Origin of the sequence: Thalassospira tepidiphila MCCC 1A03514 (assembly GCF_001662875.1) — a bacterium.
Classification (GTDB): domain Bacteria; phylum Pseudomonadota; class Alphaproteobacteria; order Rhodospirillales; family Thalassospiraceae; genus Thalassospira; species Thalassospira tepidiphila.
On sequence record NZ_JPVZ01000005.1, the window covers coordinates 20,603 to 44,703 of the forward strand.

23 protein-coding genes are annotated in these 24,101 nt (G+C 53.9%); 19 read left to right on the plus strand and 4 right to left on the minus strand.

What is annotated here, in order from left to right:
• Positions 1-5: 5 nt before the first annotated feature.
• The 10 genes from TH4_RS12185 to TH4_RS12230 all read left to right on the plus strand — a co-directional run bounded on the left by TH4_RS12185 (position 6) and on the right by TH4_RS12230 (position 8,664).
• Positions 6-875 (plus strand): segregation and condensation protein A, encoded by an 870-nt coding sequence (locus TH4_RS12185; RefSeq protein ID WP_064781328.1) that lies wholly within the window; start codon positions 6-8, stop codon positions 873-875.
• An 18-nt stretch (positions 876-893) separates the two neighbouring features.
• Entirely contained in the window at positions 894-1,730 is an 837-nt protein-coding gene (scpB, locus tag TH4_RS12190; RefSeq protein ID WP_064781329.1) for an SMC-Scp complex subunit ScpB, read from the plus strand.
• Between the two features lie 105 nt (positions 1,731-1,835).
• Complete coding sequence (locus TH4_RS12195) at positions 1,836-2,879, plus strand: ABC transporter ATP-binding protein (RefSeq protein ID WP_064781330.1); 1,044 nt, start codon at positions 1,836-1,838, stop codon at positions 2,877-2,879.
• Between the two features lie 174 nt (positions 2,880-3,053).
• Positions 3,054-3,290, plus strand: a complete 237-nt coding sequence (gene tatA, locus TH4_RS12200; protein ID WP_044829067.1) for a twin-arginine translocase TatA/TatE family subunit — start codon at positions 3,054-3,056, stop codon at positions 3,288-3,290.
• A 35-nt stretch (positions 3,291-3,325) separates the two neighbouring features.
• On the plus strand, positions 3,326-3,724 hold the full coding sequence (gene tatB, locus TH4_RS12205) for a Sec-independent protein translocase protein TatB (RefSeq protein WP_064781331.1): 399 nt from the start codon (positions 3,326-3,328) through the stop codon (positions 3,722-3,724).
• Positions 3,725-3,726: 2 nt separating this feature from the next.
• Positions 3,727-4,722: a twin-arginine translocase subunit TatC gene (tatC, locus tag TH4_RS12210; RefSeq protein WP_209272218.1), complete on the plus strand. Its 996-nt coding sequence runs from the start codon at positions 3,727-3,729 to the stop codon at positions 4,720-4,722.
• Positions 4,723-4,822: 100 nt separating this feature from the next.
• Entirely contained in the window at positions 4,823-6,097 is a 1,275-nt protein-coding gene (gene serS, locus TH4_RS12215; protein ID WP_064781333.1) for a serine--tRNA ligase, read from the plus strand.
• 12 nt (positions 6,098-6,109) lie between these two features.
• Positions 6,110-6,877, plus strand: coding sequence for a 5'/3'-nucleotidase SurE (gene surE, locus TH4_RS12220; protein ID WP_063089633.1), 768 nt, complete (start codon positions 6,110-6,112; stop codon positions 6,875-6,877).
• Positions 6,874-7,527: a protein-L-isoaspartate(D-aspartate) O-methyltransferase gene (locus TH4_RS12225; protein WP_008890993.1), complete on the plus strand. Its 654-nt coding sequence runs from the start codon at positions 6,874-6,876 to the stop codon at positions 7,525-7,527. Before surE ends, TH4_RS12225 begins: the two co-directional genes overlap by 4 nt.
• Positions 7,528-7,608: 81 nt before the next feature.
• A complete protein-coding gene (locus tag TH4_RS12230; protein WP_245227854.1) occupies positions 7,609-8,664 on the plus strand; it encodes a peptidoglycan DD-metalloendopeptidase family protein in 1,056 nt (351 codons plus the stop codon).
• Positions 8,665-8,723: 59 nt separating this feature from the next.
• Here TH4_RS12230 and TH4_RS12235 read toward each other — a convergent pair whose 3' ends face one another.
• The gene (locus TH4_RS12235) at positions 8,724-9,587 is read right to left on the minus strand and encodes an ATP-binding protein (protein WP_064781334.1); all 864 of its coding nucleotides are present in this window, start codon (positions 9,585-9,587) and stop codon (positions 8,724-8,726) included.
• A 235-nt stretch (positions 9,588-9,822) separates the two neighbouring features.
• Between TH4_RS12235 and yajC the strand changes: the two genes are divergently transcribed.
• The 5 genes from yajC to TH4_RS12260 all read left to right on the plus strand — a co-directional run bounded on the left by yajC (position 9,823) and on the right by TH4_RS12260 (position 14,355).
• Entirely contained in the window at positions 9,823-10,200 is a 378-nt protein-coding gene (gene yajC, locus TH4_RS12240; protein WP_008890996.1) for a preprotein translocase subunit YajC, read from the plus strand.
• A 142-nt stretch (positions 10,201-10,342) separates the two neighbouring features.
• A complete protein-coding gene (gene secD / locus TH4_RS12245; protein ID WP_064781509.1) occupies positions 10,343-11,908 on the plus strand; it encodes a protein translocase subunit SecD in 1,566 nt (521 codons plus the stop codon).
• Between the two features lie 19 nt (positions 11,909-11,927).
• Positions 11,928-12,857: a protein translocase subunit SecF gene (gene secF / locus TH4_RS12250; RefSeq protein ID WP_064781335.1), complete on the plus strand. Its 930-nt coding sequence runs from the start codon at positions 11,928-11,930 to the stop codon at positions 12,855-12,857.
• A gap of 152 nt (positions 12,858-13,009) precedes the next feature.
• Positions 13,010-13,921 (plus strand): DMT family transporter, encoded by a 912-nt coding sequence (locus TH4_RS12255; RefSeq protein WP_064781336.1) that lies wholly within the window; start codon positions 13,010-13,012, stop codon positions 13,919-13,921.
• Positions 13,922-13,974: 53 nt separating this feature from the next.
• The gene (locus TH4_RS12260) at positions 13,975-14,355 is read left to right on the plus strand and encodes an Mth938-like domain-containing protein (RefSeq protein WP_064781337.1); all 381 of its coding nucleotides are present in this window, start codon (positions 13,975-13,977) and stop codon (positions 14,353-14,355) included.
• Positions 14,356-14,358: 3 nt separating this feature from the next.
• On the opposite strand, the gene TH4_RS12265 is transcribed toward TH4_RS12260, so the two are convergent.
• Positions 14,359-15,708, minus strand: a complete 1,350-nt coding sequence (locus tag TH4_RS12265) for an NAD(P)-binding protein (RefSeq protein ID WP_064781338.1) — start codon at positions 15,706-15,708, stop codon at positions 14,359-14,361.
• Between the two features lie 108 nt (positions 15,709-15,816).
• Here TH4_RS12265 and TH4_RS12270 point away from each other — a divergent pair, with 108 nt between their 5' ends.
• From TH4_RS12270 to TH4_RS12280, 3 genes are all read left to right on the plus strand, one after another.
• Positions 15,817-16,989 carry a mechanosensitive ion channel family protein gene (locus TH4_RS12270; RefSeq protein WP_064781339.1) on the plus strand — a complete coding sequence of 391 codons (1,173 nt, stop codon included), beginning with the start codon at positions 15,817-15,819 and terminating at the stop codon, positions 16,987-16,989.
• Positions 16,990-16,994: 5 nt separating this feature from the next.
• Positions 16,995-17,840 (plus strand): phytoene/squalene synthase family protein, encoded by an 846-nt coding sequence (locus TH4_RS12275; RefSeq protein WP_064781340.1) that lies wholly within the window; start codon positions 16,995-16,997, stop codon positions 17,838-17,840.
• Between the two features lie 146 nt (positions 17,841-17,986).
• Positions 17,987-18,568 carry a hypothetical protein gene (locus tag TH4_RS12280; protein WP_245227855.1) on the plus strand — a complete coding sequence of 194 codons (582 nt, stop codon included), beginning with the start codon at positions 17,987-17,989 and terminating at the stop codon, positions 18,566-18,568.
• 60 nt (positions 18,569-18,628) lie between these two features.
• On the opposite strand, the gene trmFO is transcribed toward TH4_RS12280, so the two are convergent.
• Positions 18,629-19,975 carry a methylenetetrahydrofolate--tRNA-(uracil(54)-C(5))-methyltransferase (FADH(2)-oxidizing) TrmFO gene (gene trmFO, locus TH4_RS12285; protein WP_064781511.1) on the minus strand — a complete coding sequence of 449 codons (1,347 nt, stop codon included), beginning with the start codon at positions 19,973-19,975 and terminating at the stop codon, positions 18,629-18,631.
• Between the two features lie 203 nt (positions 19,976-20,178).
• Between trmFO and TH4_RS12290 the strand changes: the two genes are divergently transcribed.
• A complete protein-coding gene (locus TH4_RS12290; RefSeq protein WP_064781341.1) occupies positions 20,179-21,156 on the plus strand; it encodes a hypothetical protein in 978 nt (325 codons plus the stop codon).
• Positions 21,157-21,195: 39 nt separating this feature from the next.
• On the opposite strand, the gene uvrA is transcribed toward TH4_RS12290, so the two are convergent.
• Positions 21,196-24,024, minus strand: coding sequence for an excinuclease ABC subunit UvrA (gene uvrA / locus TH4_RS12295; RefSeq protein WP_064781342.1), 2,829 nt, complete (start codon positions 24,022-24,024; stop codon positions 21,196-21,198).
• Between the last annotated feature and the right edge of the window lie 77 nt (positions 24,025-24,101).

Genomic DNA, 24,101 nt, shown 5'->3' on the forward strand with positions numbered 1-24,101 from the left:
GATAGATGGCAGACCAGTTCGAATTCGAAATTCCAGATGATGTGTTTGACAAGAAGCCGGTCGATGAAGAACCGAGCCTTGCAGAACGCCTGATTCTTGATCTGGACGGGTTCGAGGGGCCGCTTGATGTATTGCTTGAACTGGCACGCGACCAAAAGGTCGATATCATCAAGATTTCCATTCTCGATCTTGCCGAACAATACCTTGAATTCATCAATACCGCACAGGGTTTGCGTCTTGAACTGGCGGCGGATTATCTGGTGATGGCAGCCTGGCTTGCCTACCTGAAATCACGCCTGCTGCTTCCAAAACAGGAAAGTGACGAGGAAGAACTCAGTGCCGAGGAAATGGCAGAACTTCTTGCCTTCCAGCTGAAGCGCCTTGAGGCGATGAAAGCGGCCGGTGAGAAACTTCTGGAACGCCCCAACTTGGGACGTGATTTCTTTGGTCGCGGCGATCCTGAGGAAGTCCGGGTTACAACGGCGTCTGTCTATGATGCATCGCTTTATGACCTGCTGAAGGCTTATGCGCGGATCATGCTGACATCGGAAAGCAAAACGCTTGAGATCGAGGCATTTGATCTTTACGCCATGGATGATGCCATCCAACGATTGCGCGATTTGTTTGGCCGCCGCGTGGTGCCGACATGGACAAGGCTGCTTGAATTCATGCCGCGCGGACTTGGAACGCCGCTTAAGGCGCGCTCCGCATTGGCGGCACACTTTGTTGCCAGTCTTGAAATGTGCCGCGATGGTGAATTGGAAATCTTACAAGAAGAGACCTTTGGGCCGATTCTGCTGCGATCACCGCAGACTGTGCGGGAAGGGGATCTACCGCGCAATTATGACTACGACGCAGACACGTTTAAGAAATAAGTTGGGCAGGGGCACTCAATGAGCGAAGAAACGCAGCTTGAAATCGAAGGCGTCGAATCCGGTCCGGACATTGACTTTCAACATATTCGCATTGTTGAGGCCGTTTTGTTTGCCTCTGCCGAACCGGTCAGTGAACGGGTGATCGCTGCACGCTTGCCCGAGGGCACTGATGTCAGCACCATCATGCACGCGCTTGCCGAGACTTATGAGCCGCGTGGTGTGAACCTTAAACAGATTGGAGACAAGTGGGCATTTCGTACCGCCATGGACCTGGCCGGGGACCTTCATATCGAGGTCGAAAAGGCCAAGAAACTGACGCGTGCGACATTGGAAACCCTTGCCATCATTGCCTATCACGAGCCGGTCACAAGATCCGAGATTGAGGAAATTCGTGGTGTTGCGCTATCGAAGGGGACACTTGATATCCTGCTTGAATCCAAATGGATCCGTCCGCGTGGGCGCAAACGGGTGCCGGGTCGCCCGGTTCTCTGGGCAACAACAGATAACTTCCTTGATCACTTTGGGCTTGAAAGCCGCGATGATCTGCCGGGGTTGGCGGATCTGAAAGCTGCAGGGCTGCTTGATAGTCGACCGGGTATGGGCCGTTATGGTGCAAGTTCGGATGATGAGGCGTTGCCGGATCTGATCGATGATGGTGAGGTCACCGATTCTGTCGTCGAAGAGGCCCTGACGACCCGCAATCTCGACGATCTGGATGAAACCATCTATTCAGACAATCCGAACCTGTATGACGATGATGAAAAGCTGCCGGGCAGGGCAAGCGAAAGCGACGCTGAGGACTTCGAGGACGATGAAGACGCCCCAATGACCGATCACGATCCTGAAACCAATTGATCCATCTTCTTGCATCACACGGGCGCTGACCTTAAGTTCCACGAAAGATTTCGCAAATCATTTGCACCTGCGGGTGCCAGATCCCTGTTGTAAGAAGAGTTTTCGATGACCGACGGCCTGAAGATGTCGCATGTTTCTCACCTTTTCGGCGAGAACCGCGTTTTGCGCGATATCAGCTTTGATGTCGCCCCCGGCGAGTTGGTGTGTCTGCTTGGCCCGTCGGGCTGTGGCAAGACCACAGCACTTCGCCTGGCGGCAGGCCTTGAAAAGCTTCAGGTTGGTGAGATTTCCGTCGATGATCAGATCGTCGCCCAGCCGGGTGGCTATGTAGAGCCGGAAAAGCGCGGTGTCGGCATGGTCTTTCAGGATTATGCGCTGTTTCCGCATTTGAATGTGGCGAAGAACATCGGCTTTGGCCTGCGTCATTTCAGCGAAGCGGACCGCATGAGTGCAATCAAGGCGGCACTCGAACAGGTCGGCATGTCCGAATATCTAAATGCATATCCGCACGAACTTTCTGGGGGTCAGCAGCAGCGTATTGCCTTGGCGCGTGCTCTTGCGCCGAAGCCGCGGATCATGCTGCTTGATGAACCTTTTTCCGGCCTTGATGTCGCGCGGCGTGCGGATTTGCGCGATACCACCTTGCACGTTCTGAAGGATGCCGGGATCGCCACTGTGATGGTCACCCACGATCCGCAGGAAGCCATGTATATGGCCGACCGGATCATCATCATGAATGAAGGGCAGATCATGCAGGACGGATCGCCGGAAACACTGTATTTCCGGCCAGAAAACCGTTTCGTTGCCTCATTCTTTGGTGAGGTAAACCGTTTCTCGGGGACAGTTGTGGATGGCAAGGTTGCAACACCGTTTGGTGATGTCGATAGCCAAAGCATCGAAAACGGCACTGAAGTGGAAGTCCTGATCAGGCCAGAAGGGCTACATATTGGCGAAGCACTGAACGGACATGACGTTCTGGCGCATGTCGACGCGGTGCGTGTCCTTGGGGAAGTCAATCTGGTTCACCTGACACTTGAGGCCGGTGCCCACATTCACGCGCGTGTCCCAAGACGCTTTTCACCGATTAATCAGCCATCTGTCGCTATTACGCTTGATCCCGACATGGCCTTCGTGTTTCCTATGACCTGATGCGTCGTCGCGGACCGGGTTTTGGCCTGGTTCAACAGACAGAAAGGCGCACATTAAACAGGTATTTTGCACTGCATGGTTATTAACCAACCGTCGCATTGCACAGTGGGGGGCTTTCTGCCATTATCCGGGCAAGTCGCCGGCAGGCAGAATGGATCTTTGGAGATTTAAGTTATGGGTATTGGCGTTTGGCAAATCGTTCTGATTCTTGCGATTGTCCTGATCATCTTCGGCGCAGGCAAGCTTCCGAAAGTGATGGGTGACATGGGCAAAGGTATCAAGAGCTTCAAAGCGGGCATCAACGAAAAAGAAGAAGATGCAGGCGCTTCGGCCAAGACCATCGAAAACACGACCTCTGCTTCGGTTTCATCCGAGAGCAAGGACAATGAAAAGGATTCTGTGAAATCCTGATCGTCTGTCGGATTTCCTTCAGATAGGCGTGTCATATGTTTGATATCGGCTGGACCGAAATGGCTCTTGTGGCCGTCGTCGCACTGTTTGTCGTCGGCCCCAAAGAGTTACCGCATCTGCTGTACAAATTGGCGGGCTACTGGAAAAAAGTGCGCGGTATGGCGCGTGAATTCCAGAGCGGAATTGATGACATCATCCGTGAAGCGGAACTTGATGATCTGCGCAAGCAGGTCAACAGTTCGCATAGCAATCCGACCGATTTTCTGGAAAACAAAATCTCAAGTCCCAAAAGCGACGGCAAAAAGACCGAGTCCAAGCCGAAAGCAGAGAAACCGGCCGAAAAGGCTGAAACTCCTGCTGCAAAATCGGCAACGACAACGGGTACGCCCGCAGATGACAGCAAGAAAAAAGATCAGCCGGAGAGCCAGGCGTGAACATGCAATCGCATGACAAACAGATGCCGATCATGGAGCATCTGATCGAGCTGAGAAACCGCCTGACTTGGGCGGTTCTTGCTTTGTTTATTACCTTTGGTGTCTGCTATTACTTCGTCGAGGATATCTACGGTTTCCTCGTCCAGCCGCTTGCAGAAATCATGGGGCCTGACAGGCGCATGATTTATACAGCCTTGACCGAAGTGTTCTTCACTTACGTCAAGGTTTCGTTCTTTGCGGCCTGTTTTGTCTCTGCACCAGTATTCCTCGGACAGTTTTGGGCGTTTGTCGCGCCGGGTCTTTATAAGAACGAACGTTCGGCATTCATGCCGTTCATCTTTGCGACCCCGATCCTGTTCCTGATGGGCGGTGCGCTGGTCTATTACCTGATCATGCCGCTGGCCTGGAAGTTCTTCCTCAGTTTCGAACAGGCGGGTGGCGGGTCAAACCTTGCGATCCAGCTTGAAGCCAAGGTGGGTGAATACCTGTCGCTGGTCATGAAGCTGATCTTTGCGTTCGGGCTTTGCTTCCAGCTGCCGGTGCTGCTGACGTTGATGGCGCGTGCCGGCATCGTCACCGCGGATGGCCTCGCACGTCGCCGGAAATACGCAATCGTCATTGCATTTGGGTTTGCCGCCGTTCTGACCCCGCCGGATCTGATTTCTCAGATCGGGTTGGGCATTCCGATTATCATTCTTTATGAAATCTCGATCATCATGGCGCGCATTTCCGAGCGCAAGCGTGCGAAAGCCGCCGCGGACGATGACGCGGATGAGGATGACGAGACGGACTCAGATGATGATGACGGAGAGGCAGAGGCCGGAACCGCAGTCGCAACGGCGCAAGACGGTGTCGACGCACAAGGTGAGGCGGCTGCATCCTATGATGACGGTCAGACTTCCTTGACCCGATCCTCTGATGACGAGGGGGATGCGCCCAAGCTGTCCGGACCGTCGAACAATGATGACGGCGAGGATGATTTCAACAACGCCCGTTGATTGAAATCCCCCGCCTAAACCGTCCGATTTGACGGGGTGGACCTTGTGTCCACCCCATCGTATAAAGCCACAAACAGATAGACTGACAGGGTGCTCTTCGATGCACGACATTAAATGGATTCGGGACAATCCCGAGGCTTTTGACGCAGCAATGACTGCGCGCAAACAGGACGTTACCGCAAAGCGTCTGATCGATATCGACGTTGAACGCCGCAAACTGATGACTGAACATCAGGAAATGCTGGCCCGCCGCAAGACGATCTCAGGTGAAATCGGCAAATTGCGCAAGAATGGCGAGAATGCCGACGACCTGATGGCCGAAATGGGCACGCTCAAGGACAAGATCAAGGAAGCCGAAGACGGTCAGGCATCCCTGAACGACCAGCTTGATCTTTTGCTGTCGTCTTTCCCGAACATTCTTGATCCCGAAGTCCCGGTTGGCGAAGACGAAAACGACAATGTCGAAGTCAATCGTTGGGGCACGCCGGGTGAGTTTGATTTCCAGCCGCTCGAACATTTCGAGATCGGTGAGAAACTTGGCATGATGGATTTCGAAACCGCAGCCAAACTGTCTGGTTCGCGGTTCGTCATTCTGCGTGGCGGTCTGGCCAAGCTTGAACGTGCGCTTGCACAGTTCATGCTGGATCTGCACACAGGCGAACATGGTTACCAGGAAACCATCACGCCGATGCTGGTCCGCGATGATGCCATGTTTGGTACCGGCCAGTTGCCGAAATTCGCCGAGGATTCGTTTAAAACCACCAATGATTACTGGTTGATCCCGACGTCAGAAGTAACCCTGACCAATCAGGTTGCCGGTGACATTATCGATCAGGCAAAACTGCCGCTGCGCTATACAGCACTGACCCAGTGCTTCCGCTCCGAAGCCGGTTCGGCAGGGCGTGATACGCGCGGCATGATCCGCCAGCACCAGTTTTCCAAGGTGGAAATGGTTTCGGTGGTCGAAGCAGAGAAATCTGACGAGGAACTGACCCGCAAGACGCGCTGTGCCGAAACAGTCCTTGAACGTCTTGGTCTGCCGTATCGCACGGTTATTCTTTGCACCGGTGACATTGGGTTCTCGGCGGCAAAAACCTATGACATAGAAGTCTGGTTGCCGGGACAGGGCAAGTACCGCGAAATCTCGTCTTGCTCAAACACACGCGATTTCCAGGCGCGTCGCATGAATGCACGTTATCGTGCTGCCGGTGACAAAAAGACCCAGTTTGTTCACACCCTGAACGGGTCTGGCCTTGCCGTTGGTCGTTGCCTGATTGCCGTTATGGAAAACTATCAGCAGGCGGATGGCTCGATCCGTGTTCCTGATGCGCTCAAACCCTATATGGGCGGGTTAGAGGTAATCTCGGCGGGCTAGGACGATACTGACATGATGGATCTCACCAAAGCGCGCATCCTGATCAGTAATGATGATGGCATTGACGCGCCCGGGATCAAGATATTGGAACAGCTCGCACGCGAGTTTTCCGATGATGTGTGGGTGATTGCACCGTCGATGGAACAAAGCGGGGCGGGGCATTCCCTGACCCTGCGCCGTCCATTGCGTATTCATAAACGCGATGAACGGCACTTCGCTGTGGACGGTACGCCAACCGATTGCATTCTGCTTGGCTTGCAGCAGGTTATGCGCGACAACCCGCCAGATATCGTGCTTTCGGGGATCAACCGGGGTGGAAACCTTGGCGAAGACGTGACCTATTCAGGGACGGTTGCCGCCGCCATGGAGGCAACATTGCTTAATGTGCCTGCGGTCGCGTTTTCACAGTATTTCTCTGGTGACATGATTGACTGGACGATTGCCGAGAAATACCTCAAGGATGTTCTGGCAACTTTGGTCACGACAACTTGGCCCAAAGGCGTTCTGATCAATGTCAATTTCCCGGATCACGAAGCCAATGGCGGTGCTGAGATAAAGATCTCGAGGCAAGGGCAGCGCAAGATCGGTGATCACATCGCCGAACGCCTTGATCCGCGCGGTGAGCCCTATTACTGGATCGGGGCTATTCAGTCTGAACTGCCTGAAGACAAAAAGTCTGATCTGCGCGTGATCGAGCAGGGCAATGTTTCTGTCACCCCGATCAGCCTTGATTTTACCCACTACGATACGTTTGAAAAACTGACGAAGGCCTTTCCGTGAACGAGCCGGTGATTACGCGCGAAACCGCCATAGCCAACCTGTTGCAGATCCTTCGTGATGATGGCATTCACGATGAAGCCGTGTTGTCTGCACTGGCCGACATCCCGCGTGAGATTTTTGTCGCCGATCCTTTCGTCAGCAGGGCTTGGGAAAACGTCGCATTGCCCATCAGCAAGGGCCAAACGATTTCACAGCCCTATATCGTGGCCCTGATGACACAGGCGCTTGAGCTTAATGATCGCATGAAGGTGCTGGAAGTCGGCACCGGTTCTGGTTATCAGGCAGCGATTCTGGCCAAGCTCGCCCGGCGGGTTTATACCCTTGAGCGTCACAAACCGCTCCTGCGCGAGGCCGAGGACAAGTTTCGCGAATTGGGCCTGCACACCATTTCGACATTGCATGCCGATGGCGGACTTGGGTGGAAAGCACAGGCACCGTTTGATCGCATTATTGTCACGGCTGCGGCACAAGACGTTCCGCCGGTGCTTGTCGATCAGCTTGCAGTTGGTGGCATCATGGTCGTGCCGGTGGGGGAAGTATCCCACACACAGCTTTTGTTGCGTGTCTTGCGTACGCCCAGTGGTGTCGATGTTACCGAACTGATGCCAGTCCGGTTCGTTCCCATGCTTCCGGGCACCGAGGAATTCTGACACCTGTCAGGCCATTTAAATCCATCCTGAGCGCCTTGATGCTTACTGATTGTTAACCGCTAGTCGGAGACAATCAGAAACATGATGGAAAATTGTGTCAAAAGCGCTGTTTATCACGGAAAACGCCTGTTGCTTGTCTGTGCAGCAAGTGCGGCGCTTGGCGGCTGTTTGCTCAATTCCGTGCCGGTGCCGGTGGTTTATGGCGATGGGGCGAGCGACAGCCCCTATAGCATGCCAAAGCTCAAGAACGGGGAACGGGTCATCACGGTCGAGCCGGGCGACACAGTTTCGCAGCTTGCCGTGCGCTATCACATGGACTTTATGCAGTTCACCCGCCGCAATGACCTTCGCGAACCGTATGTGATCTACCCGGGGCAGCGCCTTGTCCTGCCGCCGTGGACACCCAATTACGACAGCCTGCCACCAGACACAGCGGTTGCGTCCAGATCGAGCACGCCGACCAAGACCGTCACGATTGGCGGCAAGCGTCAGGTGGTAAGTGTTCCGGCGAAATCTACCAGCGCACCAATACAGACTGCGCGGCCTACGGCGACGGTCGCACGCGTTTCACCACGCAATGGCGGAAGCATTCCGACACCCGGACTGAAGCCACAGGACTATGCCGCCGCTGCCGAACGTCAGATGGCCTCCGCCCGCAGCTGGCAGACGGACAGCAAATCGACACCGATTGCCGGGCAGGGCAGCTCTGTGCGTCAGAATGTCACCTTGGCAGATCCATCTGCACGTAAAGGGTTCATCTGGCCGGTTCAGGGCAAGGTTGTTCTGAAATATGGTGCTGGGACCGGTGGGCTGTTTAATGACGGTATCAACATTCAGGCCAATCGCGGTACGCCCATACTTGCCGCCGACAACGGTGTTGTGACCTATGTCGGCAACGAGTTGCGCGGTTTCGGCAACCTGATCCTGATCAAGCATGCCGATAATTTTGTTACTGCCTATGCACACACCGAAAGCCCGCTGGTCGCCCGTGGTGATGTTGTGACGCGTGGTCAAAAGATCTCGACGGTTGGCACGACTGGGGCCGTGACCTTCCCGCAGCTTCACTTCGAAGTCCGCCAGGGTCGCAAATCATCCGACCCGATCAAGTTCCTGCCAAGCGTGATGGTGTCGCGCTAACAAAAACACCCGGACAATTGGCACGGGTGTTTTCCGTTCTTGCGCTGTTTCAGTGTTGGCTAATCGATCGATTTGCCAAGTTCGCCAGCGACTTCCTGAATAAACTGCCAGGCAACACGGCCCGAACGGCTGCCGCGTGTAACGGTCCATTCCTTGGCACGTGCATGCAGCTCTTCGGTCGGGATATCGATCCCGAATTCCTTAGCATAGCCTTCGATAATCTCGAAATAGACGTCTTGCGAGATATTGTGGAAGCCAAGCCAAAGACCGAACCTGTCCGATAGGGAGACCTTTTCCTCAACCGCCTCGGACGGGTTGATCGCCGTGGAGCGTTCATTTTCAATCATGTCACGCGCCATCAGGTGGCGGCGGTTTGACGTTGCATAGAAGATCACATTCTTTGGACGGCCTTCAATACCGCCATCAAGGACCGCCTTCAGTGACTTGTAGCTTTCATCATGCATGTCAAATGACAGGTCATCGCAGAACAAAATCGTGCGGCGACCGCCTTCTTGCAGGATGTGCAAAAGGTTGGGCAGGGTCGGAATATCTTCACGATGAATTTCGACCAGTGCCAGCGATGCTGGGCTTTCGGCATTGATCTTGGCATGCATCGCCTTGACGATGGAGCTTTTACCGGTTCCACGCGCACCCCAAAGCAATGCGTTGTTAGCCGGCAGGCCATCGGCAAAGCGCTTGGTGTTGTTATACAGGATTTCCTTTTGCTGCCCGATACCCTGAAGAAGCCCGATATCGACCCGGTTCACGTTCCGAACCGGTTGCAAGTAGCTTGTTCGTGCCTGCCAGACAAAGGCATCGGCAGCGCTGAGATCATTTTTGGCGCGCGCAGGAGGTGCCATGCGTTCAAGTGCTGTGGCAATTCGTTCGAGTGTGGGCAAAAGTTTATCGAAATCGCTACTCATCGGGGCCTCTTGGGTGTTTCTTTTTTCCGGTGACGTTTTTTGTTGGCCGGAAAGCTAGCACATTAGGATGCCAATGGAAGTGTTTGTTCTAAGGGCCTTCGTGCAACACAAGGTGAACAAAAGCACACAAGTACCGATTTTACCGCTTTGAAACCGGTTCTCCCTTGCTTTGGCGTAACACCCCGTTATATTCCGGCAGTTGATATTTTTTGTTCTGAGGAATTAGGAGTTCCTAATGTTTATTTCGACGGCTTACGCTCAGGCCGCTGGTGGTGCAGATGGTGCTGGTGCACTGATGCAGTTTGCGCCGCTGATCCTGATTTTTGTTGTTTTCTATTTCCTGCTTATTCGTCCTCAGCAGAAAAAGCAGAAAGAACATAAGGCAATGCTTGAGGCGATCCGTCGTGGCGACAAGATCGTCACCGCCGGTGGCCTGATTGGTACCGTTGCCAAGGTTGTTGGCGACGATGAACTGTCGGTCGAGATCGCGGAAGGTGTGAAAGTCAAAGTCGCACGTGGCATGGTTTCAACGGTTCTTTCAAAAACCGAACCGGCCAAAGGCGATGCCAAAGACGAAAAAGAAGAAAAAGCAGAAGAGACCAAGAAAGACTAATCTCTTCGTATCAAGTGAGGCGGGGCAGTTGGCTCCGCCTTCTTGCATTTTGCCGGTGGCCTGAAGCGGTACCAAATACCCGTTGTTCCAAGAACCTTGGAACCAGACCAAGGTTGACCCTGACAGATCCGGTCACAAACACATGCTTTATTTTACCAAATGGAAAGCAGCACTGGTCCTTCTGGTGTGTGCTTTGGGCGTAATCTACGCTGCGCCAAACTTCTTGCCGTCGGGCACTCTGGCGACTGAGTCCAGTTACCTGCCGGGCAAGCAGATCAATCTCGGCCTCGATCTTCGTGGCGGCTCGCACATGCTGCTTGAAGTCGACACCGACAGCGTCCTGCGCGAACGTTATGACGCGCTTGCCGATGCGATCCGCACTGAACTGCGTCAGGAACAAATCCGTAACCGTCCGCGTGAAGCCACGGCCAACGGTGCCGAGATTACCATTCTGCGGGCCGATGACGTTGAAAAAGCGCGTGAAATCGCGCGCACCGCGGAACCGAATACCGAACTGAGCGGCGAGGGGAACAACATCGTTGTGACCTATAACGAAGTCGCTTATCGCGAACTGATTGACCGTGCAATTGCACAGTCGCTGGAAGTTGTCCGTCGTCGTGTTGACGAACTGGGCACCACCGAGCCATCCATCCAGCGCCAGGGCGAAAACCGCATCGTTGTTCAGGTGCCAGGTCTTGATGATCCGTCGCGCCTGCGGGACATCCTGGGCCGTACGGCAAAGATGAACTTCCATCTTGTGAATAACGAAAAAACGGCCGCCGATGCACGTGCAACCGGCCTTCCGCCGGGAACCATGATCCTGCCCTCAGCAGATGAAGGCGATGGTATCCGTGAATATCTGATTGATCGTCGTATCGTTGTCTCAGGTGACAACCTTGTCGACTCTCAGCCGACCTTCAGTGACGGTCGCCCGGTTGTTTCCTTCCGCTTTGATGCGGCAGGCGGTGCGCGATTTGGCGATATCACCAGCAAAAATGCCGGTCGCGGTCTTGCCATCGTTCTTGATGGTGAAGTGATTTCCGCACCACGTATCAACGAACCGATCCTTGGCGGTAATGGTATCATTACCGGCCAGTTCAGCGTTCAGGAAGCCAACGACCTTTCCCTGCTTCTTCGTGCTGGTGCATTGCCTGCACCGATGCAGATCCTTGAAGAACGCTCGGTCGGTCCGGGCCTTGGTCAGGATTCGGTCGAGGCCGGCGAATTTGCTGCCGTGCTTGGTCTGGTGTTTGTCATTGCCTTCATGGTGATCAGCTATGGCCGGTTTGGTGTCTACGCCGACATCGCGCTTATGATGAACCTGATCCTTGTTCTGGCGGTGATGTCGGTTCTTCAGGCGACCCTGACCCTGCCTGGGATTGCGGGTATCGTTCTGACTGTCGGTATGGCGGTTGATGCCAACGTGCTGATTTTTGAACGTATCCGCGAGGAACGCCGCAACGGCCGTACAATCATCAATGCGATTGATGCCGGTTATCGTAGCGCCATGTCGACCATTCTTGATGCCAACATCACGACGCTGATAGCAGCCCTTGTGCTGTTTAGCTTCGGGTCTGGTCCGATCAAGGGCTTTGCCGTGACACTGGCCATCGGCATTATAACCTCAATGTTCTCGGCGATCTGGCTGACCCGACTGCTGATTGCAGCATGGGTAAAACGCAGCCGTCCGACCGAGTTGGTCATTTAAGGAAGGGAACAGGGAAGATATGAAACCTTTACATCTTATCCCGGATGACGTGAATATCCCGTTCCTTAAATTCCGGAAGATATTCTATATCGCGTCTTTGCTGATGGTGCTGGCCTCGGTCGGTATGTTCTTCACCAAGGGCCTTAACTTCGGGATCGATTTCCGGGGCGGCATTCTGGTCGAAATCAAGACCAACGGCCCGGCCGATATCAATGCACTGCGTGACAATCTTGGCAGCCTCGGCCTTGGCGATGTTTCGATTCAGGAATTCGGCGAGCCGGATGATGTCCTGATCCAGTTGCAGCGCCAGGATGGTGATGAAGAAGCCCAGATGGCGGCCCTTGCGGCTGTCACCAACGCACTTGGCGATGACGTCACCATTCGCCGAAGCGAACTTGTCGGTCCGAAAGTCGGTGGCGAGCTTAAGGAAGCCGGGTTCTATTCCGTCGTGATCTCGTTGTTCCTGATCATGGTCTATATCTGGGTTCGGTTCGAATGGCAGTTCGCTGTCGCGTCGGTTGTAGCCTTGCTGCATGACGTCTTGATCACCATCGGTTTCTTTGTGATTACCGGAGTTCAGTTCGATCTGGCGACCTTGGCAGCGGTTCTGACGGTGGCCGGTTATTCGATCAACGATACGGTTGTTGTGTTTGACCGTATCCGCGAATATCTGCGCAAGTTCCGCAAGATGGAAATCCCGGATTTGCTGGACCTGTCGATCAACTCGACGCTTTCACGCACGACTATGACGTCGTTTACGACGTTGCTGGCACTCATTGCCTTGTTCGTGTTTGGCGGCGAAGCAATCCGTGGTTTCACCATGGCTTTGATCTTTGGCATCGTGATCGGGACCTATTCCTCGATCTGTGTCGCGTCGCCGTTGCTGATTGTCCTGCGCCTCAAACGTAAAATTCCCGAGGCAGAAGAAGGTCAGGAAGCTGGCGCCTGATCCACCGGGTTGGATTTATAGACATTTACACTATGGCCGGGTTTGTGAGAAAACAGACCCGGCCATTTCTTTGCGGGATTTGATCGTTTGCGGTCTTTCGTTTCCGTCCGTAGATAGCCGATAAAAAGTCCATTAAAAACTGGCTGCAACCGATGAAACCCCATATCGCATCGACTCCCGAACATCGCGCAAATCTGATCGGCAGCATCTGGATGATGGCTGCGATGGTGGCGTTTTCCTTTGAGGATGCGTTTGTTAAGGCTGTCTCAGAATCCCATGCTGTCGGTCAGGTCCTGATTGTATTTGGTGTCGGTGGGGCGATCCTGTTTGCAGTTGTCGCGAGGATCAACAAACAGCCCTTGCTTAATCCTGATGTGCTGTCGCGTGCGATGGGCATACGGATCGTTTTTGAAGTTATTGGCCGGTTGTTTTATGTCCTCGCATTGGCTCTGACCCCGCTTTCATCGACGACCGCAATTCTTCAGGCAACGCCGATTATTGTTGTTCTTGGAGCCGCCGTCCTGTTTGGCGAAAAGGTGGGCTGGAGAAGATGGACGGCAATCATCGTCGGATTGATTGGCGTTTTGATTATTTTGCGTCCGACTGCTGACAGCTTTTCTGCGTTATCCCTGCTTGCCGTGATTGGCACGATTGGCTTTGCCGGACGTGATCTTGCCAGCCGTGCCGCGCCGGTATCACTAAGTACGTCCATCCTGGGGTTCTACGGCTTTGTGGCCATTATCCTGGCTGGTATCGTGTTTTCATTGTGGGATGGAAAAGCGTTCACGTGGATGAACACGCAAAGCGTTTTGTATTTCGTTGGCGCAATCCTGATGGGGGCGTTTGCCTACGCCACCTTAATGAAAGCGATGCGCAGTGGCGATGTTTCCGCAGTTACGCCATTTAGGTACACCCGCTTGTTGTTTGGTATTGCATTGGGCATGATCCTGTTTGGCGAAGAACCGGACATGCTGATGATGATCGGTTGCGGTATCGTCGTTTTGTCCGGATTGTTCATTCTTTGGCGCAGAAAAATTACCGAAGAGCACCTCGACACTCCGTGAAATCCAGACTAAGTCCAATTCAGATTAATCGAACAACCGCAAATGGGGCCAGCATGTCTCTTGAAGTAAGTACCTTGGTCGCCGAAGGCAGTAAAATGGTCACCAGCTATGGCGACGGCATTTTTCGATTTGGCGAAGAAACGGTTACGGGATCGATCCTGCTGTTTCCTGAAGCCGTCTATTCATGGAGCGTTACGACAAAGGACGACATCACGCCGGACTCTTTTTCCCGGGTGATCGAAAGGGCCGACGAAATCGAGATCCTGTTGCTTGGCATGGGGACACGTCTTACACCTGTCCCGCTCGAGTGGCGCCAGGCGCTTAAACCGCACGGTATTGTCATCGAGCCAATGGATACCGGTGCCGCTTGCCGGACCTACAATGTGCTGGTATCCGAGGCACGTCGCGTCGCCGCGGCGATGATTGCTGTCTGACGATTAAGCAAAGAACTTTTGAAGTTCATGGCGGATATCAAGCACGCTTGAAAAAAGTGCCGCCGGTCCCGGGGCCTGATCAATCGGGAAGACATCCCCACACAGAAATACGTTTTTCCATGGTGCTCGCAGTTGCTGTCGGCTGGCAGCCATTCCCGGCGTCATTTCAGGAAACGGAGCTTCGGCGTTGATGAACAAGTGGTTGGGATGCAGTGCATTGTCCGCATTGTCCGATCGCGTCTGTAAATCAAGATTAAGGTACTGGTCGCAGAGCCAAACACAACGTTGCCAGACAAGCTGTGCAAATTGATCGGCGTTCTGGGTATCTTGCAGCTGCAAGCTGCTGTTCAGGCTTACCTGAAGATGACGACGATTGCAGTAGATCGCACGCACGATATCATCACTGACCAACAGGGCTTGTGGTTCCGCAAATGGTTTGCGCATTTCAAACGTCATGCAGCGCCGATGCGCAGGTGCGGGAGATATCCCGATATCGGGCACCGCATCGCATAATGGTTTGGGGTGCAGGGCCAGAACCACGGCATCATCAGGGTTAAGGACAATCTGACTGTCATCTTCGAACAGCAAATCGGTCGCGTAGTCCGAGGTACTGTCAATATCGCCAAGTTTCGTTCGACTTTTGATTGTCCCGCCCGCAGCAAGGAACCGTTCACGCAGGGCAGGCAGGGCAATATCGTTAAGGATAATCGGATCAATTGCCGCAAACACCGGTTCATGATGGCGCGCCAGAATCCCGCGCAACCTTGGCACCAGAACCCTTGCCAACAGGGACTTTGAACATCGGTGGGCAGGCATGGAAAACAGAACTTCAGCCAGAACAGTAAGCGCATCACGATGATAGGTGCCGGGCTGATGGGCTTTGTCGTCAGAGTCAAATGCACCTGATGAGAACGCGCTGTCGAGCCGGTTTTCTTCACTGGCAGATCGTTGCTGCCAAAGTGTCAATGCGGTATAGGCACGTGCCGCAATGCTTATCCGCCGGGAAATCAGTGCCCGCGATATACCCTGATCAAGCGACACAATAGCGGGTTTGCGACGCCCGCGTTTCAATCCCATCACACAATGGGCCGGTCTGATCAGTTTCGCGGGGATTTCCGGGTAGCCCGCAAAGAAATCGGCAACAAGCCCCGACGGATCATAAAATATCTCTGGCTCTGCTGTTTTGTGGCTTTCAGGTGCAGTGTGCATGCCCCGCGTCCAGCGGCTTTCAAATGGCTCGGCTTCGTCATACAGCGTCACATCAAAGCCGTCCTCGGCCATGCAGGTGGCAAGTGCCGAACCGGCCAGACCGCCGCCGATAATGTGTAAGCTTCCGGACGCAAATGATGCCATATGCCTGAGCCAATTTAGTTGTTATACAGAGGCCAGAGAACGATGTGCTACATAGTCGTACCAAGTCAGAAGTCATAATAACCTTAACATCAGAACAGCTTACAAGCCATGTATGAAATCACCACCGAACTGGACAACCTGAACGAAGAGGTGATCGGCCACATGAATTCGTGGGTCGATATGCTTGGCGGCGGGGAGATCGGAAGGCTTGTCGGTGCTGCCTTGGTGCTGCTTGTTTTCTTTATCTTCAAGCGGGTTCTGGTGCGTGGTGCGCTTGCTATCTTGCGTCGGATTGCACAGCAGCGCTCAGAAAGCATGATGGGTAATGTGCTTGATGCCTTTGCCTTGCCTTTGCAGGCTTTGTTCATGCTGCTTGGCGTTTATTTTGCAACCGAGGTGCTGACACTCCCCGAAGAAATTGATGCCTTTGCTGTTGAGGCTATTTCAGTCGCCGCCGGTTTCTGTGTCTTTTGGGCGCTGTTTCGGGCCGTCGAGCCGTTGGGGGTATCGTTAAATCGGCTGGTCGGCCGGTTTGGTGCCGGGCTTGGCGATGATCTGCGGCAGTTCTTCATTCGCGGGGTAAAGACCCTGATCGTCGTTATTGGCGGCGTTATCATTCTGGAAAACTGGGGTATTGATGTTTCAGCGTTCCTGGGTGGTCTTGGTCTTGCCGGGATGGCGGTTGCGTTGGCGGCAAAGGATTCCGTGGCCAATATCTTTGGCGGCCTGACGATTTTCGCCGACAACCTGTATAAGCGCGGCGACTGGATCGAAACACCGCACTTCGAAGGAACGGTTGAGGTTGTGGGCCTGCGGGCGACCAAGGTACGTACCTTTGCCAAGGCATTGGTCACAATGCCAAATGCCCAGATCGTTGATTCGCCTGTGATCAACTGGTCGCGCATGACCCATCGTCGGATCAAGATGGTGATTGGTCTGGAATACCGAACGACCGCCAAACAAATGGAAGCCATTGTCGACAAGCTGCGCGATTTTCTGAAAAACGATGAAGACGTTGCACAGACCGATGTCGCCCAAATGGTACATTTGTCCGACTTTGGTGCCAGTTCGATCAATATTGATCTTTATTACTTCACCAAAACCACTGACTGGGTGACGTGGCGCGATATTCGCAATCGTCATATCATTGCTTTCAAACGTATTGTCGAGGAAGAGGACGCTGCTTTCGCATTCCCGTCGCAATCGCTATATGTCGAAAGCATGCCGGAAATCATCAACAGCCCAAAAGACGATCAACGTTCAGAACGTAAGATCGGATAGGATAAATGCCCGATACGCCAAAGCTTTCCCACTGTGCCGACTATGTCAGGCGCCATGACCGGGACCGTTTCCTGTGTACGCTGTTTGCGGCACCGGAAAAACGTGAATCGCTGTTCACCCTGTACGCCTTTAATCAGGAAGTTTCCAAAACGCGCGAGATGGTCAGTGAAGTCATGCTGGGCCATATCCGCTTGCAATGGTGGCGTGACACCCTGACCGAATTGGGCGAGGGGCAGGTGCGCAAACACGAAGTTGTCGAGCCACTGGCTGATCTGATCAACGACGGGCATCTTGCGGTTGCCGACCTTGAGGCGATTGTTGCCGCGCGCGAGTTTGATCTTGAAGACCGCCAACCTGTCACCCAGCAGGAACTTGATCGCTATATTGATCAAACGTCCGGACAGATCAGTGTTCTGGCGTCAAGGCTGCTTGGGGCAGGTGGTGATGATGCAGACCATGCCGCACGGCTTGCCGGCAATGCGTATGGCCTGGTCGGCATCATGCGCGCCATCGTGTTCCATGGCCGATCAAAACGCCTTTATCTGCCCAAGGATCGGATGGAACATCACGAAGTCGCGCAAGGCGACGTTTTCGAGTTCCGCAAAAAGCAGGAAATCCGCGAGTTCATTCGCGAACTGGCCGAATTGGCGCGTGCCCGCATTGCCGAGGCCCGCAAACATCGCAGCGCCTTGCCAAAACAGGCCCACGCCGCGGCATTGCCGGTTGTTCTAGCCGACGGGTACCTCCGCAAGCTTGCCAAGGCCGGATATGATCCGTTTTCCGCAGAATTCGGTTTGGCGCGACCGGCCAGTCTGCGGTTGACCCTTAACGGGATGCTCAAGAGATATTGATCCGATATCGCTTGTCACATGACCATTGTATAAATATCTCTTAGAGTGAGAACAAAGGTCAGGACAGCACTGAACTGTACGTGGTAGCGTTGGTAACCCTTTGATATCTGGCGCAAGATGCGGGCATGCCCGACATGAGGACCAAGATGGCACATTTGATAAAAAAGACCCGGAAACGGTGGTTTAGCGGCCTGATGTTTGTCGGGCTGCTGTGCCTGTCTGTCATGACTGTTTCACAGGCCCGTGCCGCAAGCATTGAGCCGTTCGTGGGTTCCTATCACGGCACGACCATCGAACATGCCGAGAACGAGCTGCAAGCCCGTGATCTTGATGTGGTCATCAAGGAGACCGAACGCGGCTTTATCGTCGATTGGTCAACGGTCATCCACAAGCCAGACGGACGTGAAAAAACCGTCTCACTGGATGTCGAGTTTTACGCAACTGAGCGTGCTGACATCTATGGCAGCGCCATGCGTTCGGGGCTGTTCGGGAAACGTATTCCCAATGACCCGCTCAAAGGCGAACCATTTTTCTGGGCACGGATTGTGGACAAGACCCTGACCATTCACGCGCTTTATATCAATGATGAAGGCGGGTATGAAATGCAGGTCTACAAGCGCACGCTCGACGATGACGGCAATCTTGATCTGATCTTTCGCCGGTTCCGCGACGGGGAACAAATTCGCGATGTTACGGGCAAGCTGACGCGCCAACCTGATCGCTATTGATCGCGCGCCTGTCAGGTCAAAGAAAAAAGCCGCATCACTTTCGATGCGGCTTTTGATTTTTCAGGCTGCGTTCACGGTGCTGAGCCACTCATCAAACAGCGGAATGGCACGATCGCTATAAAGCTTTTTGCGGTCACGGCCCTTGACCCGTTTCTTGAGATCAAGATCCGGGAACAGACCGAAATTCACATTCATCGGCTGGAAGGTGCTTTCATCGGCACCGCCGGTGATGTGGTTCAATAGGGCCCCCATGGCGGTTGCAAGCGGCGGGGTCGGGATGGTTTTCCCGGCTTTTTCGGCTGCGGTAAACCGCCCAACCATCAAACCGACGGCTGCACTTTCAACATATCCTTCACAGCCTGTAATCTGACCGGCAAAACGCAGATCAGGACGTGATTTAAGGCGCAGATTCCCATCCAAAAGTCGTGGCGAGTTCAGGAAGGTGTTGCGGTGAATGCCGCCAAGACGTGCGAATTCGGCATTTTCGAGCCCCGGAATGGTGCGGAAGACTTCAACCTGCGCGCCGTATTTCAGTTTGGTCTGGAAGCCGACCATATTGTAAAGCGTGCCAAGCGCATTGTCCTGACGCAGCTGAACGATTGCGCGCGGCTTTTCTTTCGGATTATGCGGGTTGGTCAGGCCAACCGGTTTCATCGGGCCGTGACGCAGCGTTTCGCGCCCACGTTCGGCCATGACCTCGATCGGAAGGCATCCATCGAAATAGGGGGTGTCTTTTTCCCAGTCCTTGAATTCGGTTTTTTCGCCTTCGATCAGGGCATCAATGAAGCGGTTATACTCCTCTTCATACATCGGGCAGTTGATGTAATCCTTGCCATCGCCCTTGTCGTAACGCGACTGGAACCATGCCTTGTCGAAATCAATACTGTCCTTATAGACAATCGGTGCGATCGCATCAAAGAAGGCAAGGCTTTCCTCGCCGGTTGCCTTGCGAATGGCGTCGGCAAGTGCACCGGATGTCAGCGGGCCGGTCGCAATGATGGTATGTTCCCATTCTTCTGGCGGCAGACCATCAATTTCGCCGCGCTCCATCGTGATCAAAGGATGATTTTCAAGCGCGTTTGTGACGGCCTCGGAAAAACCTTCGCGGTCAACGGCCAGTGCGCCACCGGCGGGTACCTTGTGCTGATCAGCGCACCGCATGATGATCGAACCGGCACGGCGCATTTCATCATGGATCAGGCCGACAGCATTGTATTCCTTGTCATCGGACCGGAATGAATTCGAACAGACCAGCTCAGCACATTTGTCGGTATGGTGTGCATCGGTCGGGCGCGTCGGGCGCATTTCATGCAGGATGACGGGCACACCGGCTTCTGCCAATTGCCAGGCGGCTTCGCTGCCTGCCAGACCGGCGCCAATAATATGAACAGGCTTGACCGTATTCACGTGTGCGAACTCCTTGCCAGAGTGGGTTTTGATAACGTGGCACACACATAGCGGTGCATGGGGGCAGATTTCAAGTCAATTGCGCAGCAGGCAGAGCAAACCTGTTCACATTGTCCTGCATAACCGAAATTTTCACACCACCACATCCCAACCGTCTTACAGGACAGAGCCGTTCTGTCCCGATAACGTGAAGATGGCATTCCATGAGCTACCCGCATCATCCCTATGGCTACGAACCTACCCATTGTCCGGTGATCGGCCTTGTGCCGCGTCGGCGGCACGTCATGGATGCAGAATTTGTCGAAGGCACCAAGGAGCCTGAGAGTAGCGATGGTGACGCACAAAGCGACCAGAAGGAAAGACGTCTTGGATTTCCATTCGGCGGCGCGGGCGAGGGCGCGTTTGGTCCCGCAGATATCGAAGGCATGATTGAATATGTGGTTGCCACCCGTCAGGGATGGCGATCCTCGATGGTGATCCGCTCTTTCCTGCGTTGGTGGCGCGAAGATGATGATGCCGATACCAAGGCAGCACAGGATAGAAAGCAATCAGATGCCATCATCATGCTTCTGGCATTGAACCAGGGCCGAGACGGTTTCGTGCAGGGATATCTAAACGATCTCAAACACGAACAGCTTGATCGGCCCAAGTTGCCAACGGAAAATCCGGTCGAAGTGGCCTTTAACAAAAGCCTGCGTATCGCTGCCCTTGCCTTGGCACTTTCGCCAATTGTCCTTGTCTTTGCGGTCCTGTTTTTTGTGCAGGTCGACAACCTTATCAGCACCGGCAACGGCAAATTGTTTGGTTTCAGCTACGACCTGTTGTTCGTGGTCGGCAGTTTCGGTGCCATCGGTGCCCTGACCAGCATGATGATGCGCCTTGGCAAGGATGTGCCGTGGGGGGAAATGGAACCGGCTTCGGTGTTCTTTAATTTCTTGTTCCGGCCGTGCATGGGGTTCTGCTTTGCGATCATTGTCCTTTTAGCGCTTAGGGCCGGGATGTTGCCAATCCCCCTTGATGAGCTGCACAAGATTGACGATCTCGACCAAATCAGCCAATCAGCCGCCGCAGGTCAGCAGATCTCCATCGTGCTTGTCTTCGCCTTCCTGTCGGGATTTAGCGAACGGCTAAGTACTGCGCTGGTCAAGCGGGTTGAAGACAGGGTCACGAATTCGGGTTAAGCCAAAACGAAAAGGGCAGCTTCATGCTGCCCTTATGTCTTATTCCAGTCCGAGATGGCGTTTCAGGTAGCGCCCTGTGTAACTGCGTTCATTGCACATGATGTCTTCCGGTGTTCCGGCACCGACCAGTTGGCCGCCACCATCACCGCCCTCGGGGCCGATATCAATGATCCAGTCTGCGGTCTTGATAACATCAAGGTTATGTTCGATCACCACAACCGTATTGCCCTGATCGACAAGCGTATGCAGCACTTCCAGAAGTTTGCGGATATCGTGGAAATGAAGCCCTGTTGTCGGCTCATCAAGGATATAGATCGTCCGGCCGGTTGCACGTTTGGACAGTTCCTTGGCAAGCTTCACACGTTGGGCTTCGCCACCCGACAGGGTGGTGGCCTGCTGCCCCAGATGGATATAGGAAAGCCCGACCTGTTTAAGGGTTTCCATCTTGTCGCGGATGGACGGAACGGCCTTAAAGAAATCGGCACCTTCTTCAACTGTCATATCAAGTACGTCGGATATCGACTTGCCTTTAAATGATATTTCCAGTGTCTCGCGGTTATAGCGATGGCCTTTGCACTGGTCACATTCGACATAAACGTCGGGCAGGAAGTGCATTTCAATTTTGATGACGCCATCACCTTGGCATGCTTCGCAGCGTCCACCCTTGACGTTGAATGAAAAACGACCGGGCTTGTAGCCGCGTGTTTTTGCCTCTGGCAATTGGGCGAACCATTCACGGATGGGTGTGAACGCACCGGTATAGGTCACCGGGTTGGAACGCGGCGTTCTGCCAATCGGGCTTTGGTCAATATCAATGATCTTGTCGATCAGTTCGACACCCGTGATCTCGTCATGTGCGCCGGGGTGATGGCGGGCATTATGCATCCGCTTGGCCAGCGCCTTATACAGCGTTTCAATCACAAGACTTGATTTGCCGCCGCCCGAAACCCCGGTCACACAGATGAACTTGCCCAATGGGAAATCTACATCAATGCCCTGCAGGTTGTTGGCCGTTGCCCCCTTGATGGTAATCGCTTTGCCATTACCCTTGCGGCGTTCTTTTGGAACCGCGATCTGTTCAACCCCGACAAGGTATTTACCCGTCAGGCTATCTGGGTTTTGCTGGATCTGTTCAGGGGTACCTTCGGCAACGATACGGCCGCCATGAATACCGGCACCCGGTCCCATATCCACAACATAGTCAGCCGCCCGAATGGCGTCTTCATCATGTTCTACCACGAGCACCGTATTGCCAAGGTCGCGCAGACGTTTTAGCGTTTCAAGCAAGCGGTCGTTGTCGCGCTGATGTAGGCCGATGGATGGTTCATCAAGCACATACAAAACACCTGTCAAACCAGAACCGATCTGGGACGCCAGCCGGATACGCTGGCTTTCGCCACCAGAAAGCGTGCCGGATGTGCGCGACATCGATAAGTAATCCAAACCGACATCGCGCAGGAACCGCAGACGATCATTGATTTCGCGAAGGATACGACGCGCAATCTCAGTTTCTTTTGCGTTGAGCTTATCTTCCAGTGCCAGGAACCAATCGGCGGCCTTGGCAATCGAAAGATCCGTGACCTGGGAAATGTCACAGCCATCAACCTTTACCGCCAGTGCTTCGGGTTTCAGGCGTTTGCCCGCACAGGTCGGGCAGTGCGATACCATCTGGTATTTGGACAGTTCATCACGGGCCCACTGACTGTCGGTTTCACGCCAGCGGCGCGCCATGTTGGGAATAACACCTTCAAACGGACGCGAAACCTTGTAGCTACGTGATCCATCATCATAGGTCACCGTGACTTCTTCTTCGCCCGACCCATGCAGGATGATGTCCTGTGCTTTCTTGGGCAATTTTTCCCACGGGACATTGGTTTTGAAGTCGAAGTGCTTGGCAACCGATTTCAGGGTCTGGAGATAGTATTTCGATGTTGTGCTGGCCCAGGGCGCGACGGCACCGTTTTCGAGCGTCTTGCTTTCATCCGGGACGACCAGCATCGGGTCGAATTCCATTTGGGTGCCAAGACCATCACAGGCCGGGCAGGCGCCAAACGGATTATTGAATGAAAACAGGCGTGGTTCGATTTCCTCGATGGTAAAGCCGGAAACCGGGCAGGCGAACTTTGCCGAAAACACCGTGGTTTCGCCGGTTTTGGCATCTTCGGTCAAAACGATGCCGTCGGTAAGTTCAAGCGCGGTTTCAAAACTGTCTGCCAGACGGGTTGAAATGCCATCCTTGACGATCAGGCGGTCAACCACGACAGAAATATCGTGTTTGAGCTTCTTGTTGAGTTCCGGTGCTTCGTCGATGTCATACATTTCGCCATCAATCTTGACACGCTGGAAGCCGCGCGCGCGAAGTTCACGCAGTTCTTTTTTGTATTCACCTTTACGGCCACGCACGATCGGGGCTAGAAGGTAAAGACGCGTACCTTCTTCCATCTCCATCACGCGGTCGACCATTTGCGAAACGGTCTGACTGACAATCGGAAGTCCTGTGGCAGGCGAATAGGGGATGCCGACACGCGCCCACAACAGGCGCATATAGTCATAAATTTCGGTGACGGTGCCGACGGTCGAACGCGGGTTCTTCGAGGTCGTCTTTTGTTCGATGGAAATGGCTGGTGACAGCCCGTCGATGTATTCGACATCGGGCTTTTGCATAAGTTCAAGGAACTGGCGGGCATAGGCCGACAGGCTTTCGACATAGCGGCGCTGACCTTCGGCATAGATCGTATCAAAGGCCAAAGAACTTTTGCCTGATCCCGACAGACCGGTAATCACCACAAGGGAATCGCGCGGCAGTTCAACATCAATGTTCTGAAGGTTGTGTTCTTTCGCACCGCGAACCGAGATTTTCGTCAGCATGTCGGGCCTTTTGTTCCTGAATTGTTCGGAAAGTGTATAGAGGAGCCGTAAGCTATACGCAAGCGCACCCCTGACAG

Coding starts and splice junctions, on each gene's coding strand:
- TH4_RS12185 (WP_064781328.1), top strand. CDS start 6: ATGGCAGACCAGTTCGAATTCGAAATTCCAGATGATGTGTTTGACAAG.
- scpB (WP_064781329.1), top strand. CDS start 894: ATGAGCGAAGAAACGCAGCTTGAAATCGAAGGCGTCGAATCCGGTCCG.
- TH4_RS12195 (WP_064781330.1), top strand. CDS start 1,836: ATGACCGACGGCCTGAAGATGTCGCATGTTTCTCACCTTTTCGGCGAG.
- tatA (WP_044829067.1), top strand. CDS start 3,054: ATGGGTATTGGCGTTTGGCAAATCGTTCTGATTCTTGCGATTGTCCTG.
- tatB (WP_064781331.1), top strand. CDS start 3,326: ATGTTTGATATCGGCTGGACCGAAATGGCTCTTGTGGCCGTCGTCGCA.
- tatC (WP_209272218.1), top strand. CDS start 3,727: ATGCAATCGCATGACAAACAGATGCCGATCATGGAGCATCTGATCGAG.
- serS (WP_064781333.1), top strand. CDS start 4,823: ATGCACGACATTAAATGGATTCGGGACAATCCCGAGGCTTTTGACGCA.
- surE (WP_063089633.1), top strand. CDS start 6,110: ATGATGGATCTCACCAAAGCGCGCATCCTGATCAGTAATGATGATGGC.
- TH4_RS12230 (WP_245227854.1), top strand. CDS start 7,609: ATGATGGAAAATTGTGTCAAAAGCGCTGTTTATCACGGAAAACGCCTG.
- TH4_RS12235 (WP_064781334.1), bottom strand. CDS start 9,587: ATGAGTAGCGATTTCGATAAACTTTTGCCCACACTCGAACGAATTGCC.
- yajC (WP_008890996.1), top strand. CDS start 9,823: ATGTTTATTTCGACGGCTTACGCTCAGGCCGCTGGTGGTGCAGATGGT.
- secD (WP_064781509.1), top strand. CDS start 10,343: ATGCTTTATTTTACCAAATGGAAAGCAGCACTGGTCCTTCTGGTGTGT.
- secF (WP_064781335.1), top strand. CDS start 11,928: ATGAAACCTTTACATCTTATCCCGGATGACGTGAATATCCCGTTCCTT.
- TH4_RS12255 (WP_064781336.1), top strand. CDS start 13,010: ATGAAACCCCATATCGCATCGACTCCCGAACATCGCGCAAATCTGATC.
- TH4_RS12260 (WP_064781337.1), top strand. CDS start 13,975: ATGTCTCTTGAAGTAAGTACCTTGGTCGCCGAAGGCAGTAAAATGGTC.
- TH4_RS12265 (WP_064781338.1), bottom strand. CDS start 15,708: ATGGCATCATTTGCGTCCGGAAGCTTACACATTATCGGCGGCGGTCTG.
- TH4_RS12270 (WP_064781339.1), top strand. CDS start 15,817: ATGTATGAAATCACCACCGAACTGGACAACCTGAACGAAGAGGTGATC.
- TH4_RS12275 (WP_064781340.1), top strand. CDS start 16,995: ATGCCCGATACGCCAAAGCTTTCCCACTGTGCCGACTATGTCAGGCGC.
- TH4_RS12280 (WP_245227855.1), top strand. CDS start 17,987: ATGGCACATTTGATAAAAAAGACCCGGAAACGGTGGTTTAGCGGCCTG.
- TH4_RS12290 (WP_064781341.1), top strand. CDS start 20,179: ATGAGCTACCCGCATCATCCCTATGGCTACGAACCTACCCATTGTCCG.
- uvrA (WP_064781342.1), bottom strand. CDS start 24,024: ATGCTGACGAAAATCTCGGTTCGCGGTGCGAAAGAACACAACCTTCAG.